Below are 14952 nucleotides of genomic sequence, written 5' to 3' on the forward strand. Positions count from 1 at the left end.
CCATGCGACTATGGGTCGCCTTTATTTTTTCCTCGTTGTAACATTGCTCTGCAAATAATTCTGATAACTCACCTGCTAAGCGTGCAATGAATAAATCCCGTCAAAAAGAGTTAACCCGCTGGTTAAAACAGCAAAGCGTCATCTCCCAACGTTGGCTGAATATTTCTCGTCTGCTGGGCTTTGTGAGCGGCATATTGATCATTGCCCAGGCCTGGTTCATGGCGCGAATTCTGCAACATATGATTATGGAGAATATTCCCCGTGAAGCCCTGCTGCTTCCCTTTACGTTACTGGTTCTGACCTTTGTACTGCGCGCATGGGTGGTCTGGTTACGCGAACGGGTGGGTTATCACGCCGGGCAGCATATCCGCTTTGCCATCCGCCGTCAGGTTCTCGACCGTCTGCAACAAGCAGGGCCAGCGTGGATTCAGGGTAAACCGGCGGGGAGCTGGGCGACGCTGGTACTCGAGCAAATTGACGATATGCATGATTACTATGCACGCTACCTGCCGCAAATGGCGCTGGCAGTGTCGGTGCCGTTGCTGATTGTGGTGGCTATCTTCCCCTCAAACTGGGCTGCAGCGCTGATTCTGCTGGGCACTGCACCGCTAATTCCGTTATTTATGGCGCTGGTTGGAATGGGGGCTGCCGATGCTAACCGACGTAACTTTCTCGCTCTTGCTCGCTTAAGTGGGCATTTTCTCGATCGCCTGCGCGGCATGGAAACATTGCGTATTTTTGGTCGTGGTGAAGCTGAAATTGAAAGTATTCGTTCTGCTTCGGAAGATTTCCGCCAACGGACAATGGAAGTGCTACGGCTGGCGTTTTTATCCTCCGGCATTCTCGAATTTTTTACCTCGCTGTCAATTGCTCTGGTGGCGGTCTACTTTGGTTTTTCCTATCTCGGCGAGCTGGATTTTGGTCACTACGATACTGGCGTGACGCTGGCTGCGGGTTTTCTGGCCCTGATCCTTGCGCCGGAGTTTTTCCAGCCATTACGCGATCTCGGTACGTTTTATCATGCTAAAGCCCAGGCTGTTGGCGCAGCTGACAGTCTGAAAACGTTTATGGAAACCCCGCTCGCCCATCCGCAACGTGGTGAGGCGGAATTAGCATCAACCGATCCGGTGACCATTGAAGCCGAGGATCTGTTTATTACATCACCAGAAGGTAAAACGCTGGCTGGACCGCTGAACTTTACTTTGCCAGCAGGCCAACGTGCAGTGTTGGTTGGTCGCAGCGGTTCAGGTAAAAGCTCACTGCTGAACGCGCTTTCTGGTTTTCTCTCATATCAGGGATCGCTACGAATCAACGGGATAGAATTACGCGATTTATCACCGGAATCATGGCGTAAACATCTCTCCTGGGTTGGGCAAAACCCACAATTACCGGCAGCAACACTACGGGATAACGTACTACTGGCACGACCTGATGCCAGCGAACACGAGTTACAAACAGCGCTGGATAACGCCTGGGTCAGTGAGTTTCTACCGCTCCTGCCACAAGGCGTTGATACGCCTGTTGGCGACCAGGCTGCCCGCCTTTCCGTGGGGCAGGCACAGCGCGTGGCGGTGGCCCGAGCATTACTAAATCCCTGTTCGCTATTACTGTTGGATGAACCCGCTGCCAGCCTTGATGCTCACAGTGAACAGCGCGTAATGGAGGCGCTTAATGCCGCCTCTCTGCGCCAGACAACGTTAATGGTCACCCACCAGTTAGAAGATCTTGCTGACTGGGATGTCATTTGGGTAATGCAGGATGGTCAGATTATTGAGCAAGGACGTTACGCGGAATTAAGCGTGGCTGGTGGTCCTTTCTCCACATTGCTGGCCCATCGTCAGGAGGAGATTTAAATGCGCGCTTTGCTACCCTATCTGGCACTGTATAAACGTCATAAATGGATGTTAAGTCTTGGTATTGCGCTGGCAATTGTCACACTGCTCGCCAGTATCGGTCTGTTGACACTTTCCGGCTGGTTCCTCTCCGCCTCAGCGGTAGCGGGGGTTGCCGGACTGTACAGCTTCAACTATATGCTACCCGCTGCGGGCGTGCGTGGTGCAGCAATCACCCGTACTGCCGGGCGCTATTTTGAACGTCTGGTAAGTCACGACGCGACTTTCCGCGTGTTGCAGCATCTGCGCATTTACACCTTCAGCAAATTGCTGCCCCTATCCCCTGCCGGACTGGCGCGCTATCGTCAGGGCGAATTGCTCAACCGCGTGGTGGCGGATGTTGATACGCTCGATCATCTTTACCTGCGCGTTATCTCGCCGCTGGTGGGCGCTTTTGTGGTGATTATGGTGGTGACAATCGGGTTAAGTTTCCTTGATTTCACCCTCGCCTTTACGCTGGGCGGCATTATGTTACTGACGCTTTTCCTTATGCCACCACTGTTTTATCGTGCGGGAAAAAGCACCGGGCAAAATCTGACTCATCTTCGCGGGCAGTATCGCCAACAACTGACGGCCTGGCTGCAAGGGCAAGCTGAGCTGACCATTTTTGGTGCCAGCGATCGTTATCGCACGCAGTTAGAGAATACCGAAATTCAGTGGCTGGAAGCGCAACGTCGTCAATCTGAACTCACCGCATTGTCGCAAGCGATAATGCTGCTCATTGGCGCGTTAGCGGTGATCCTGATGCTGTGGATGGCGTCTGGCGGCGTTGGCGGCAATGCTCAACCCGGCGCGTTAATTGCCCTGTTTGTCTTCTGCGCGTTAGCCGCGTTTGAAGCACTGGCACCAGTAACGGGTGCATTTCAGCATCTGGGGCAAGTCATTGCCTCTGCCGTTCGGATCACTGACTTAACGGATCAAAAACCGGAAGTCACCTTCCCTGATACCCAAACTCGTGTTGCCGATCGCGTTTCGCTGACGTTACGGGATGTTCAATTCACTTATCCGGAGCAATCCCAACAGGCACTTAAAGGGATTTCTCTTCAGGTAAACGCCGGGGAACATATAGCGATTCTCGGGCGAACCGGATGCGGCAAATCAACACTGTTACAACTGCTGACCCGCGCATGGGACCCGCAACAAGGCAAGATTTTGCTTAACGATAGCCCCATAGCCAGCCTGAATGAAGCGGCTCTACGACAGACCATCAGCGTTGTTCCTCAGCGAGTGCATCTGTTTAGCGCCACGCTGCGTGATAATCTGTTACTCGCCTCACCTGGCAGTAGTGATGAGGCTCTGGCGGAGATCTTGCGTCGCGTTGGTCTGGAGAAGCTGCTCGAGGATGCAGGTCTCAACAGTTGGTTGGGTGAAGGCGGACGCCAGCTCTCCGGTGGTGAACTGCGCCGTCTGGCTATCGCCCGTGCGCTGTTACATGATGCGCCGCTGGTATTGCTGGATGAACCTACAGAAGGCTTAGATGCCACAACCGAAAGTCAGATCCTTGAATTGCTTGCAGAAATGATGCATGAGAAAACGGTGTTAATGGTCACCCATCGACTTCGCGGACTCTCTCGTTTCCAACAAATAATAGTGATGGACAACGGGCAAATTATTGAGCAAGGTACTCACGCAGAACTGCTTGCCAGACAGGGGCGTTATTACCAGTTCAAGCAGGGTTTGTAAGCTATTATTGAACGATCCGACTTGCGTGGAGTTTTGCGGTCATGCGCCTGGTTCAGCTTTCTCGCCATTCAATAGCCTTCCCTTCCCCGGAAGGCGCATTACGTGAGCCTAACGGCCTGCTGGCACTGGGGGGCGATCTTAGCCCTGCGCGCCTGTTAATGGCTTACCAGCGTGGTATTTTTCCGTGGTTTTCTCCAGGCGACCCCATCCTCTGGTGGTCGCCCGATCCTCGCGCGGTGCTTTGGCCTGAATCACTGCATATCAGCCGTAGTATGAAGCGATTTCATAAACGCTCGCCCTATCGAGTCACGATGAATTACGCTTTTGGTCAGGTCATTGAAGGCTGTGCCAGCGATCGCGAAGAAGGAACCTGGATCACGCGTGGCGTGGTCGAAGCCTACCATCGCCTTCACGAACTCGGTCATGCCCACTCTATTGAAGTCTGGCGTGAAGATGAGCTTGTCGGCGGTATGTACGGCGTGGCCCAGGGAACGCTATTTTGTGGCGAGTCCATGTTCAGCCGGATGGAAAATGCGTCTAAAACGGCGCTTCTGGTATTCTGTGAGGAATTTATTGGTCATGGCGGTAAACTTATCGACTGCCAGGTCCTTAACGATCACACAGCGTCGCTTGGTGCCTGCGAAATTCCCCGCCGGGATTACCTCAATTATCTCAATCAAATGCGCCTCGGACGATTGCCGAATAATTTCTGGGTACCACGGTGCTTGTTTTCACCACAAGAATGAATGTTTTCGGCACATTTCTCCCCAGAGTGTTATAATTGCGGTCGCAGAGTTGGTTACGCTCATTACCCCGCTGCCGATAAGGAATTTTTCGCGTCAGGTAACGCCCATCGTTTATCTCACCGCTCCCTTATACGTTGCGCTTTTGGTGCGGCTTAGCCGTGTGTTTTCGGAGTAATGTGCCGAACCTGTTTGTTGCGATTTAGCGCGCAAATCTTTACTTATTTACAGAACTTCGGCATTATCTTGCCGGTTCAAATTACGGTAGTGATACCCCAGAGGATTAGATGGCCAAAGAAGACAATATTGAAATGCAAGGTACCGTTCTTGAAACGTTGCCTAATACCATGTTCCGCGTAGAGTTAGAAAACGGTCACGTGGTTACTGCACACATCTCCGGTAAAATGCGCAAAAACTACATCCGCATCCTGACGGGCGACAAAGTGACTGTTGAACTGACCCCGTACGACCTGAGCAAAGGCCGCATTGTCTTCCGTAGTCGCTGATTGTTTTACCGCCTGATGGGCGAAGAGAAAGAACGAGTAAAAGGTCGGTTTAACCGACCTTTTTATTTTGTGATATGTATGAAGTACTTTGGAAGTATAAGTCCATAACTTGTCTCGATGTAGATATACTGCACAACTTGTTTACAGTATGAGCAAACAATAATTATCATTAAAATTCTTCTTGACCGTTTTACTCCAACTCCCTATAGTAGCGCCCCGTTGCCACCCATGAGGTTTGGTAGCAAAACAATTTGGTGAGGTGTCCGAGTGGCTGAAGGAGCACGCCTGGAAAGTGTGTATACGGCAACGTATCGGGGGTTCGAATCCCCCCCTCACCGCCATATTCAAAGAAGAGCTCGTACGAAAGTGCGAGCTTTTTTTTCGCATATTGCACTCCAGGGGGGATGAGAAGCCCCGACCGGGGTTCGACAACTGGCGCAGCCAGTTGGACAGACCACGAACGCAGTGAGTGGGCTGCCCGCAGGGCGAGCGAAGCGAGTCAATCCCCCCTCACCGCCATATTTAAAGAAAAGCTCGTACGAAAGTACGAGTTTTTTTTCGCATTTTATCTGCCTGTACGGCAGTGAACGGTATAAAAATCGAGTTTTTCTTTCGGTTGGCTTTCTAAGCTGCCTGTACGGCAGTGAACTCAAATACTACACGTTTAGCTCGTTGTTAATAAAGCAAAATCATCTCATTTTCCTGCTGGCACCCTTTTTTATTCTTACCTTCCAGCACCATTAATTATCAACAACTTACCTTCACCTCCAAAAATAGGGTTTTCACCGCCCCAGCCTACAAACAAAAAGTCCGTAACCTCTTTCGAGATTACGGACTTCACCAACCTACCTGACAATCAGATTAATGCGCTGCTTCCGCCTTGTGCTTTTGTGCACTCTGGAATCCATAAGTCAGCTCATTTTTCTCTTTATCCAGCGCAACCGTCACCTGACCGCCGTCCACCAGCGAACCAAACAACAGTTCGTTGGCGAGCGGTTTTTTCAGGTTGTCCTGGATGACACGCGCCATCGGACGTGCGCCCATTGCCCGGTCGTAACCTTTCTCGGCCAGCCAGTTACGCGCTTCCTGGCTCACTTCCAGAGAAACACCTTTCTGATCCAACTGAACCTGCAACTCGACGATGAATTTATCCACTACCTGATGGATCACGTCGGTGGAGAGATGATCGAACCAGATAATGTTGTCGAGACGGTTACGAAACTCCGGCGTAAAGATCTTCTTGATCTCTTCCATCGCATCGGTACTGTTGTCCTGGTGGATAAGACCAATCGATTTACGCTCAGTTTCTCGTACCCCAGCGTTGGTGGTCATCACCAATACCACGTTACGGAAGTCCGCTTTGCGTCCGTTGTTATCGGTCAGCGTACCGTTGTCCATCACCTGCAACAGAATATTGAACACGTCCGGGTGCGCTTTCTCGATTTCGTCCAGCAGCAGCACCGCATGTGGATGCTTGATGACCGCATCAGTCAGCAAACCGCCCTGATCAAAACCAACGTATCCCGGAGGCGCACCAATCAGACGGCTGACGGTATGGCGTTCCATATACTCGGACATATCAAAGCGCAGAAGCTCAATGCCCAAAGCTTTCGAAAGCTGTACCGTCACCTCTGTTTTCCCGACCCCGGTAGGGCCTGCAAACAGGAACGAACCGACCGGTTTATGTTCGTGACCTAAACCTGCACGCGCCATCTTAATGGCTTCAGTCAGCGCCTCAATGGCTTTATCCTGACCGAAGACCAGCATCTTCAGGCGATCGCCGAGGTTTTTCAGGGTATCGCGGTCACTCTGCGAAACACTCTTCTCTGGAATGCGCGCAATACGGGCCACCACGGACTCAATATCCGCCACATTAACGGTTTTCTTGCGTTTGCTTACCGGCATCAGGCGTGCGCGAGCGCCCGCTTCGTCGATAACGTCAATGGCTTTATCCGGCAGATGACGATCGTTAATGTATTTCACCGCCAGCTCTACCGCTGCACGCACCGCTTTTGCGGTATAACGCACGTCGTGGTGCGCTTCATACTTCGGTTTCAGGCCATTGATGATTTGAACAGTTTCTTCGATCGACGGTTCAGTAATATCAATTTTCTGGAAGCGACGCGCCAGAGCACGGTCTTTCTCGAAAATGTTGCTGAACTCCTGATAGGTTGTCGAACCAATTACGCGAATTTTACCGCTGGAGAGCAGCGGTTTGATCAGGTTAGCCGCATCGACCTGGCCACCAGAGGCTGCACCCGCACCGATAATGGTGTGGATCTCATCAATAAACAGGATGCTGTTAGTATCCTGCTCCAGCTGCTTGAGCAACGCTTTAAAACGTTTTTCAAAGTCGCCGCGATATTTTGTGCCCGCTAACAGAGAACCGATATCGAGAGAGTAAATCGTACAGTCAGCCATCACTTCCGGCACATCGCCCTGAACAATTCGCCAGGCAAGACCTTCCGCAATCGCGGTTTTACCGACACCAGATTCCCCCACCAGCAGCGGGTTGTTTTTACGGCGACGGCAGAGAACCTGAATAGCACGCTCCAGCTCCTTCTCACGACCAATCAGTGGGTCGATTCCTCCCACGCGCGCAAGCTGATTCAGGTTCGTCGTGAAATTCTCCATACGTTCCTCCCCACCAGCTTGTTCTTCGCTGTTTGGCTGGCTGCCAGGATCAGAAGACTGTGTCGGCTCGTCTTTACGCGTGCCATGAGAGATAAAGTTCACCACATCGAGACGGCTGACTTCATGTTTACGCAACAGATATGCCGCCTGCGACTCCTGTTCGCTAAAAATAGCGACCAGAACGTTTGCACCGGTAACCTCATTGCGACCGGAGGACTGGACATGGAAGACCGCACGTTGCAGTACACGCTGAAAACTCAGCGTCGGCTGTGTGTCGCGCTCCTCTTCACTGGCAGGCAGAACGGGTGTGGTTTGTTCAATAAAGGCTTCCAGTTCCTGACGGAGCGCAACCAAATCCACAGAACACGCTTCCAGCGCCTCCCGGGCAGATGGGTTACTGAGCAGCGCCAGTAACAAGTGCTCGACGGTCATAAACTCATGACGGTGCTCGCGCGCTCTGGCGAAAGCCATATTTAAACTGAGTTCCAGTTCTTGATTGAGCATAGGCACCTCCCCCAATTTTTATGCCTGCATTCAGGCTTTTTCTAGCGTACACAGCAATGGATGCTCATTCTCCCTCGCGTACTTGTTCACCATCGCCACTTTGGTTTCTGCAACCTCGGCGGTAAAGACTCCGCAAATGGCCTTCCCCTGGTAGTGAACAGCGAGCATCAATTGCGTTGCACGTTCTACATCATAAGAAAAGAATTTTTGTAACACGTCAATAACAAACTCCATCGGAGTGTAATCATCATTGACTAATATCACTTTATACATAGATGGCGGTTTTAGCGCGTCGCGAACTTTTTCTTCCGCCAGTTGATCAAAGTCCAGCCAGTCGTTCGTTTTACCCATTGTCAGTTATCATCTTCGGTTACGGTTATCGGCAGAACGCCCTGCCGCTGACAAGAGCTTATTTGCCTGACCAATCTACTCCACATGATAGATAACTATCATCTATCGTTGGCATCAGCGACATCTGTCACATTCCTGTCAATAGCGTTAACTGCTTCAAATTTTTGATTCATACCTGCCCCCTGGCCCCTGTCAAATGCTTGACGGCTCGCCCTAATTCTCTAAATTGTATTTCTAGAGTTGGCGAGGTTTTGAACAGCCCCCTCTCTGACCCCGGTTTATTCCATCTTACTTGTATAAGATTTGCGAAGGATGTCGAAGCATGGAAAAGGGTACTGTTAAGTGGTTCAACAATGCCAAAGGGTTTGGTTTCATCTGCCCTGAAGGCGGCGGCGAAGATATTTTCGCTCATTATTCCACCATTCAGATGGATGGTTACAGAACGCTAAAAGCTGGACAATCCGTTCAGTTTGATGTCCACCAGGGGCCAAAAGGCAATCATGCCAGTGTTATTGTGCCCGTCGAAGTAGAAGCGGCAGTCGCATAGCTCTTCTGTCTCATTGTGTACATCCTAAAGGCAAAATGCCAGCCCGATCGGCTGGCATTTTTATCTCAAAAATTACTCTCGTGCCAGAGCATCTACTGGATCCAGTCGTGCCGCATTTCGTGCGGGTAACCAGCCAAATAAAATCCCGGTGACCGTCGAGCAGAGAAACGCCAGCAGCAGCGCCAACGGTGAAAAACCAATCTCCCAGCCGGGTAAGAAAAGCTGCAAGGTGAAAGCAATTAACAGTGACAGTGTTATTCCCAACGCGCCACCGACCAGGCAAACCAGTACGGCTTCGATCAGGAACTGTTGTAAAACATCGCTTGCTCGCGCACCTACAGCCATGCGAATGCCAATTTCCCGCGTCCGCTCGGTCACTGACACCAGCATAATATTCATTACACCAATACCGCCCACCACCAGCGAAATCACCGCCACCAGCGTCAGAAACAGTTGTAAAGTACGTGTGGTCTTTTCAACGGTTTTCAAGACGCCGTCCATGTTCCAGGTAAAGAAATCCTTCTTACCGTGGCGCAGTGAAAGTAAACGCGTGAGTTGCTGTTCCGCCTCGGCGCTGTCAAATCCTTCTTTCACCCTGACAGTTATGGAGTTCAGCCACGACTGGCCCATAACTCGCCCGGACATCGTGCTGTAAGGTAGCCAGACACGCAGCACTTTACTGCTACCAAACATCGACTGTTTTTCTTCCGCCACACCAATGACTCTGGCGGGCATATTGCCGACCAGAATCACCTCGCCAACCACATCTGCTTTATGGGGGAAAAGCTGGCGGCGAGTATTACTGTCGAGAACCACCACCTGCGCACGACCGTTCAGCTGCTCCTGATTAAAGGTGTTCCCTTCACTGAAGGTCATGCCATAGACATTAAAATAATCGCCGCTCACACCATTGGCACTGGCAGCAACATCAACATTGTTATAACGCAGGCGCAGGTTTTGCGAGACGGCAGGTGTGGCTGAGGCGACCCACGGTTGTTTTTGGATGGCGATTAAGTCGTCGTACTTCAGCGCCTGCTGATATTGCGGATCGTCATCGCCAAAATCTTTCCCGGGATAGACATCAATAGTATTCGTACCAATAGAACGAATATCCGCCAGCACCATTTGTTTGGCGGCGTCGCCCACCACGACAATGGAAACCACCGACGCAATACCGATAATAATCCCCAGCATGGTCAGTAAAGTACGCATTTTATTCGCTGCCAGCGCCCTCCATGCCATCGTCAGCGCTTCGTTAAAACCGCTGACAAATTGCCGCCAGCCAGAGGCCGTGTTGACAACAGGTTCCGTCCCGCCAGCAACATTCACTTTTTCAATGGCGGGAGGATTGCGCACAATTTCACCGTCACGAATTTCGATCACCCGCTCGGCCTGAGCAGCGACCTGCGGATCGTGGGTAACGATAATCACCGTATGCCCGCGATCGCGCAGCTGATGCAGGATCGCCATCACCTCTTCGCCAGAATGGCTGTCCAGTGCGCCGGTTGGTTCATCGGCAAGAATTACCTGACCGCCGTTCATCAATGCCCGCGCGATGCTGACGCGCTGTTGCTGACCACCCGAAAGCTGTGCCGGATAATACTCTGTACGGTCTTCCAGCCCCAGTCGTTGCAGCAACTCCTGGGCGCGAAGCAGCCGCTGTTTCCGCTCAAGACCGGCATAGACGGCGGGTACTTCAACGTTCTGCTCGGCGGTTAAATGCGAAAGCAAATGGTAACGCTGGAAAATAAAGCCGAAGTGTTCGCGACGCAGTTGCGCCAGCGCATCGGCGTCCAGCGTGGCAACATCCTGACCGGCGACGCGATAGGTGCCGCTGGTGGCCTTATCCAGGCAGCCGAGAATATTCATCAGGGTCGATTTACCGGACCCCGAAGCGCCGACAATCGCCACCATCTCACCAGCATAAATATCGAGGGTGATGCCCTTCAGCACCTCAACCTGCTCATCACCGGCAGGATAGCTGCGACGAATATCCTTTAATTCGAGCAAGGGCGTCATTGTGCAGCTCCTGGTTTGGCCTCACCAATCACCACTTCATCGCCCGCTTCCAGCCCTTTGACAATCTCAACATCGGTATCGTTACGTGCGCCAATCGTCACTTCACGCTCGCGTGTTTCACCATTACGCAACAATTTGACTTTATAACGATTATCGCCAACCGGATCGCCTAACGCCGACAGAGGGATCGTCAGCACATTTTTCACATCGGTGAGCTGAATATGCACTTGCGCGGTCATATCCAGCCGCAGCAAACCATTGGGGTTGGGGACTTCAAAACGGGCGTAATAGAAAATAGCGTCGTTAACCTTTTCCGGCGTCGGTAGCACATCCTTGATTTGCCCCTCGTAGCGCGTCAGTGGATCGCCAAGCACCGTAAACCAGGCTTTTTGCCCCGGCTTCAGGTGGATTACATCCGCTTCAGAAACCTGCGCTTTTACCAGCATGGTGCTCATATCTGCCAGCGTCAGAATGTTCGGTGCTTGTTGTGCGGCAATCACCGTCTGGCCTTGCAGAGTGGTTATTTGCGTGACTTCCCCGGCCATCGGGGCAACGATGCGGGTGTAATCGAGATTGGTTTTAGCCGTATCGAGTGAGGCCTGATTGCGCTTGATTTGCGCGTCAATGGTGCCAATTTGCGCCTGTTTCACAGCCATCTCCGTCGCGGCGGTATCGAGATCCTGCTGTGAAACCGCTTGCGTTTGTGCAAGACGTTGCTGACGGGAATACGTCACCCGCGCCAGTTTCAGCTCCGCTTCCGCCTGCTGCCGCTGCGCGCGTAGCTCCATCAGCGTTGCTTCCACCTCCTTAATCTGGTTTTCAGCCTGTTCAGGATCAATAACCCCTAAAAGCTGGTCTTTTTTTACTTTATCGCCAATCGCCACCGACAGCGTTTTCAACTGACCGCTGACCTGCGCGCCCACATCAACCTTACGCAGCGCGTCCAGCTTTCCGGTCGCCAGCACGCTTTGCTGTAAATCACCGGGGCGCACAATCAGCGTCTGATAAGTCGGCACGGGTGCGTTAAGAATTCTCCATAACGTAATCAGCCCGGCGATGACTATCACCAGCGCAATAACGTAACGCTTCTTCACGGTTTTCCGCTTTTTCATAAATATTCTGAATACTCCATATGCCAATCCGGGTCATTAACTTCAACGAAATATCAACAAAACCCTAAAATTTACGTTAGTAATCACACTATTGATGTTTTGTTAAGATACGCAATGGTGAAATCGACGTCATGTATAACCATTGATTTCATGAATATGTCGCAGCTAACTGAACGGACCTTTACGCCATCTGAATCTCTCAGCAGCCTGTCACTTTTTCTTAGTCTGGCACGTGGACAGTGTCGGCCGGGTAAATTCTGGCATCGCCGTAGTTTTCGCCAGAAATTTTTGCTGCGCTCGTTGATTATGCCGCGTTTAAGCGTTGAGTGGATGAACGAACTTTCCCACTGGCCTAATCTCAATGTGTTGTTAACGCGCCAGCCGCGACTGCCTGTGCGTCTGCATCGCCCTTACCTTGCGGCGAATCTTAGCCGTAAGCAATTGCTGGAGGCGTTACGTTACCATTATGCGTTACTCCGCGGGTGTATGTCGGCGGAAGAATTCAGCTTATATTTGAATACCCCCGGGCTGCAACTGGCGAAGCTGGAAGGCAAAAACGGCGAGCAGTTCACACTTGAGCTGACCATGATGATCTCAATGGATAAAGAAGGTGACAGCACAATCCTGTTCCGCAACAGCGAAGGTATTCCTCTGGCAGAGATCACGTTTACCCTGTGTGAATATCAGGGGAAAAGAACAATGTTTATTGGCGGACTGCAAGGCGCAAAATGGGAAATTCCACATCAGGAAATCCAGAATGCGACGAAAGCCTGCCACGGGCTATTTCCCAAACGCCTTGTGATGGAAGCAGCCTGTCTGTTTGCCCAACGTTTGCAGGTAGAGCAGATTATTGCCGTCAGCAATGAAACGCATATTTACCGCAGCCTGCGTTATCGCGATAAAGAAGGCAAGATCCATGCCGATTACAACGCTTTCTGGGAGTCGGTTGGCGGCGTATGTGATGCTGAACGCCATTACCGCCTTCCGGCACAGATAGCACGAAAAGAGATTGCCGAAATCGCCAGTAAAAAACGGGCTGAATACCGTCGGCGCTATGAGATGCTCGACGCTATTCAGCCACAAATGGCCACGATGTTTCGCGGTTAATCCGCGCGACCGCGCGCCAGCCACAGCACGCGTGAGAACATTTTTTTCAGCAGCGTCGGTACGGAATCCACACCACGACGTCCTGCCTCCATTGCCACTTCAATGGCAAGATCGGGTTTGGAAGAGCGATGGATCGCTTTCGAGATAATTTTGCGCAGATTCATCGGTACATTTTCCGGGATTTGCGCCACGCGGTGGAACACATCGGAAAATCCCTGGCGATACATAAAATGTTCCATATCCAGCGCCGGTAACGCCGTTAAATGTTCTCGTTCGGCTTCCCGATCGTTATTCAACAGGCTGCGTACCGTAGCGGCATATTTCTTCCCTGCTTCATCGCCATCGACCAGTACATGCCATTCAATCCCCATTCGCCGGGCAAATTTAACCAGTGGCTTTAGCCCGGACTGGGCAAACTCAATGACCTTGATCCCTTCGGCATCAAAATGATGTCCGCACTGACGCGCCAGTTCATTGATAACCCAAGTTTCCGTTTCCCCTTCCACCAGCAGCCAGCAGCGTGCAAACAGCGATGACGGACGGTTAAAACGAATGTGAAAGGATATGCGTCGGCTATCTTCGGTACTCAAGCCACTCGGCCCCAGACGCCAGGCGGCAACGCGCGAGGACTCACGTACCAGTCGGCAAACATGCTCTACCGGCGTTAACGAAAGCAACTCACCCGAGTTGGTGGTGGCAATGCGCTGCAATGGCAGAAGATTCAACAGATGCCAGGCAACTGAAAGCATAATGGGGTGTAAACGGGTTTCTGGATCTTCGATCAGCAACAATGGACGGGCGTCTTTATCCAGTCGCAATGTGCCTTTTGCCTGCAACAAAGTAGCAAACAGGCCGAGCAAAATAACCCGATACGAGCGCCCACCAGGTCGGTCAATCATCCGGTTGATGATATCCAGATAGCGCCAGCTTCGTTGCTCATTGCTGGCTCGCCGCCGCATTAAACGATATCGCGCCTGTCCGGCCCCCTGCTCAGAGAAATAATGCTCAAGCAGCTGTACCATTGCGGAAAGTCCCTGACGAATCTGTCCATCAGAGAGATTTTGCGGATGTGATGACAACTCACGGGCGAGGAAATCGAGCTGGCGCGCGGTGACTTCCACATTGGGGACATTTGGCACCGTGCCGTTACGAATACGGCGCATAAAACGGGCATCACGCAAGCGCAGCACCGGCATTAAACGCACCAGATGGCGTGCCTGATCGTTAATATCCTCAACATCAATCGGATGTCCGTCTTTATCGAGAAAACTGCGCAGTGTCATCACGCTGCCGTCTTCCGCACTCTCCCCTTCCAGACGATAAAAAATACGGTGATAGCCATCAGTGCATGGCGTCCAGCACGCTTCCAACGGCCGATAACGGCGAACCCGATGTCGGCCTGGCAGCGATTCGCGGAAGGTCAAAATAATATGCAGATGATGTTCTCGCCCGTTGATATCTCCCGGCGGGAACCAGAAATCGTCGCGCTCAAAATGGTAGAGATCTGATTCTGGCGATAGCAGCAAGGTTAAGGCGTCCAGCAAGCTGGATTTACCCCACGCGTTCTCCCCAATCAGGACGTTGTTTTGTTCCAGCATCAACGACAAACGGTTGATACCGCGAAAACCCACAATTTCAACGCGCTCAAGAATCATATCCCCTCCAGAAATATGTGACTTATCCTTTACGCTGGCAGTATAACGGGAAAGGCCTTACTAATACGTGATGACATCACATTTAAGCATGGCAAATGTCTGAAAAATGAGCGAATAATCGCGTTATACTCCCTCTTGCTGATAAGCCTGCAAAAACAACAAAATCAAATAATTAGCATGATAAATTATTTTTTATTAC

12 protein-coding genes, 1 tRNA gene, 1 other RNA gene and 2 pseudogenes are annotated in these 14952 nt (G+C 51.6%); 10 read left to right on the top strand and 6 right to left on the bottom strand.

Annotation, left to right across the window (positions count from 1 at the left end; all coding sequences use genetic code 11):
- Positions 1 to 86: 86 nt before the first annotated feature.
- The 8 genes and pseudogenes from cydD (at position 87) to ACJHXB_RS12845 (ending at position 5343) form a co-directional block, all read left to right on the top strand.
- Positions 87 to 1853 carry a heme ABC transporter permease/ATP-binding protein CydD gene (cydD, locus tag ACJHXB_RS12810; RefSeq protein WP_001043584.1) on the top strand — a complete coding sequence of 589 codons (1767 nt, stop codon included), beginning with the start codon at positions 87 to 89 and terminating at the stop codon, positions 1851 to 1853.
- Positions 1854 to 3575 carry a heme ABC transporter ATP-binding protein/permease CydC gene (gene cydC, locus ACJHXB_RS12815; protein ID WP_001202145.1) on the top strand — a complete coding sequence of 574 codons (1722 nt, stop codon included), beginning with the start codon at positions 1854 to 1856 and terminating at the stop codon, positions 3573 to 3575.
- A gap of 41 nt (positions 3576 to 3616) precedes the next feature.
- Positions 3617 to 4321, top strand: a complete 705-nt coding sequence (aat, locus tag ACJHXB_RS12820; RefSeq protein WP_001241678.1) for a leucyl/phenylalanyl-tRNA--protein transferase — start codon at positions 3617 to 3619, stop codon at positions 4319 to 4321.
- Positions 4322 to 4466: pseudogene (locus tag ACJHXB_RS12825) on the top strand (hypothetical protein); the annotation flags it as partial.
- Positions 4467 to 4525: 59 nt separating this feature from the next.
- Positions 4526 to 4678 (top strand): annotated as a pseudogene (locus ACJHXB_RS12830) (hypothetical protein); the annotation flags it as partial.
- Complete coding sequence (gene infA / locus ACJHXB_RS12835) at positions 4606 to 4824, top strand: translation initiation factor IF-1 (RefSeq protein WP_001040187.1); 219 nt, start codon at positions 4606 to 4608, stop codon at positions 4822 to 4824. The pseudogene ACJHXB_RS12830 and the gene infA, both read left to right, overlap by 73 nt.
- Positions 4825 to 5077: 253 nt before the next feature.
- A tRNA-Ser gene (locus tag ACJHXB_RS12840) sits at positions 5078 to 5165 on the top strand.
- Positions 5166 to 5208: 43 nt separating this feature from the next.
- A non-coding RNA gene (locus tag ACJHXB_RS12845) (RtT sRNA) lies at positions 5209 to 5343 on the top strand.
- 342 nt (positions 5344 to 5685) lie between these two features.
- Here ACJHXB_RS12845 and clpA read toward each other — a convergent pair.
- The 3 genes from clpA to yljB all read right to left on the bottom strand — a co-directional run bounded on the left by clpA (position 5686) and on the right by yljB (position 8486).
- On the bottom strand, positions 5686 to 7962 hold the full coding sequence (clpA, locus tag ACJHXB_RS12850; RefSeq protein WP_000934041.1) for an ATP-dependent Clp protease ATP-binding subunit ClpA: 2277 nt from the start codon (positions 7960 to 7962) through the stop codon (positions 5686 to 5688).
- A 30-nt stretch (positions 7963 to 7992) separates the two neighbouring features.
- Entirely contained in the window at positions 7993 to 8313 is a 321-nt protein-coding gene (clpS, locus tag ACJHXB_RS12855; RefSeq protein ID WP_000520781.1) for an ATP-dependent Clp protease adapter ClpS, read from the bottom strand.
- 98 nt (positions 8314 to 8411) lie between these two features.
- Positions 8412 to 8486, bottom strand: a complete 75-nt coding sequence (gene yljB, locus ACJHXB_RS12860) for a protein YljB (protein WP_001406719.1) — start codon at positions 8484 to 8486, stop codon at positions 8412 to 8414.
- Between the two features lie 149 nt (positions 8487 to 8635).
- Here yljB and cspD point away from each other — a divergent pair, with 149 nt between their 5' ends.
- Positions 8636 to 8860 carry a cold shock-like protein CspD gene (gene cspD, locus ACJHXB_RS12865; protein WP_000410785.1) on the top strand — a complete coding sequence of 75 codons (225 nt, stop codon included), beginning with the start codon at positions 8636 to 8638 and terminating at the stop codon, positions 8858 to 8860.
- Between the two features lie 72 nt (positions 8861 to 8932).
- On the opposite strand, the gene macB is transcribed toward cspD, so the two are convergent.
- Both macB and macA read right to left on the bottom strand, forming a co-directional pair.
- Positions 8933 to 10879, bottom strand: coding sequence for a macrolide ABC transporter ATP-binding protein/permease MacB (macB, locus tag ACJHXB_RS12870; RefSeq protein WP_000188173.1), 1947 nt, complete (start codon positions 10877 to 10879; stop codon positions 8933 to 8935).
- On the bottom strand, positions 10876 to 11991 hold the full coding sequence (macA, locus tag ACJHXB_RS12875) for a macrolide transporter subunit MacA (RefSeq protein ID WP_000746460.1): 1116 nt from the start codon (positions 11989 to 11991) through the stop codon (positions 10876 to 10878). The genes macB and macA overlap by 4 nt, the downstream gene beginning before the upstream one ends.
- A gap of 150 nt (positions 11992 to 12141) precedes the next feature.
- Between macA and ACJHXB_RS12880 the strand changes: the two genes are divergently transcribed.
- Complete coding sequence (locus ACJHXB_RS12880) at positions 12142 to 13098, top strand: VirK/YbjX family protein (RefSeq protein ID WP_001355621.1); 957 nt, start codon at positions 12142 to 12144, stop codon at positions 13096 to 13098.
- Here ACJHXB_RS12880 and ACJHXB_RS12885 read toward each other — a convergent pair.
- Positions 13095 to 14753 carry an ATP-dependent endonuclease gene (locus tag ACJHXB_RS12885; protein WP_000599806.1) on the bottom strand — a complete coding sequence of 553 codons (1659 nt, stop codon included), beginning with the start codon at positions 14751 to 14753 and terminating at the stop codon, positions 13095 to 13097. The two genes, ACJHXB_RS12880 and ACJHXB_RS12885, sit on opposite strands and share 4 nt — an antisense overlap.
- Positions 14754 to 14952: the final 199 nt, after the last annotated feature.

The organism is Escherichia sp. WS3227_2 (genome assembly GCF_046486495.1).
Taxonomy (GTDB): Bacteria; Pseudomonadota; Gammaproteobacteria; order Enterobacterales; family Enterobacteriaceae; genus Escherichia; species Escherichia coli.

Excerpts from the sequence above, each read along its gene's own strand:
- clpA (WP_000934041.1), bottom strand. The coding sequence starts at position 7,962 with ATGCTCAATCAAGAACTGGAACTCAGTTTAAATATGGCTTTCGCCAGA.
- ACJHXB_RS12880 (WP_001355621.1), top strand. The coding sequence starts at position 12,142 with ATGAATATGTCGCAGCTAACTGAACGGACCTTTACGCCATCTGAATCT.
- cydD (WP_001043584.1), top strand. The coding sequence starts at position 87 with ATGAATAAATCCCGTCAAAAAGAGTTAACCCGCTGGTTAAAACAGCAA.
- clpS (WP_000520781.1), bottom strand. The coding sequence starts at position 8,313 with ATGGGTAAAACGAACGACTGGCTGGACTTTGATCAACTGGCGGAAGAA.
- macB (WP_000188173.1), bottom strand. The coding sequence starts at position 10,879 with ATGACGCCCTTGCTCGAATTAAAGGATATTCGTCGCAGCTATCCTGCC.
- ACJHXB_RS12885 (WP_000599806.1), bottom strand. The coding sequence starts at position 14,753 with ATGATTCTTGAGCGCGTTGAAATTGTGGGTTTTCGCGGTATCAACCGT.
- infA (WP_001040187.1), top strand. The coding sequence starts at position 4,606 with ATGGCCAAAGAAGACAATATTGAAATGCAAGGTACCGTTCTTGAAACG.
- cspD (WP_000410785.1), top strand. The coding sequence starts at position 8,636 with ATGGAAAAGGGTACTGTTAAGTGGTTCAACAATGCCAAAGGGTTTGGT.
- macA (WP_000746460.1), bottom strand. The coding sequence starts at position 11,991 with ATGAAAAAGCGGAAAACCGTGAAGAAGCGTTACGTTATTGCGCTGGTG.
- aat (WP_001241678.1), top strand. The coding sequence starts at position 3,617 with ATGCGCCTGGTTCAGCTTTCTCGCCATTCAATAGCCTTCCCTTCCCCG.
- cydC (WP_001202145.1), top strand. The coding sequence starts at position 1,854 with ATGCGCGCTTTGCTACCCTATCTGGCACTGTATAAACGTCATAAATGG.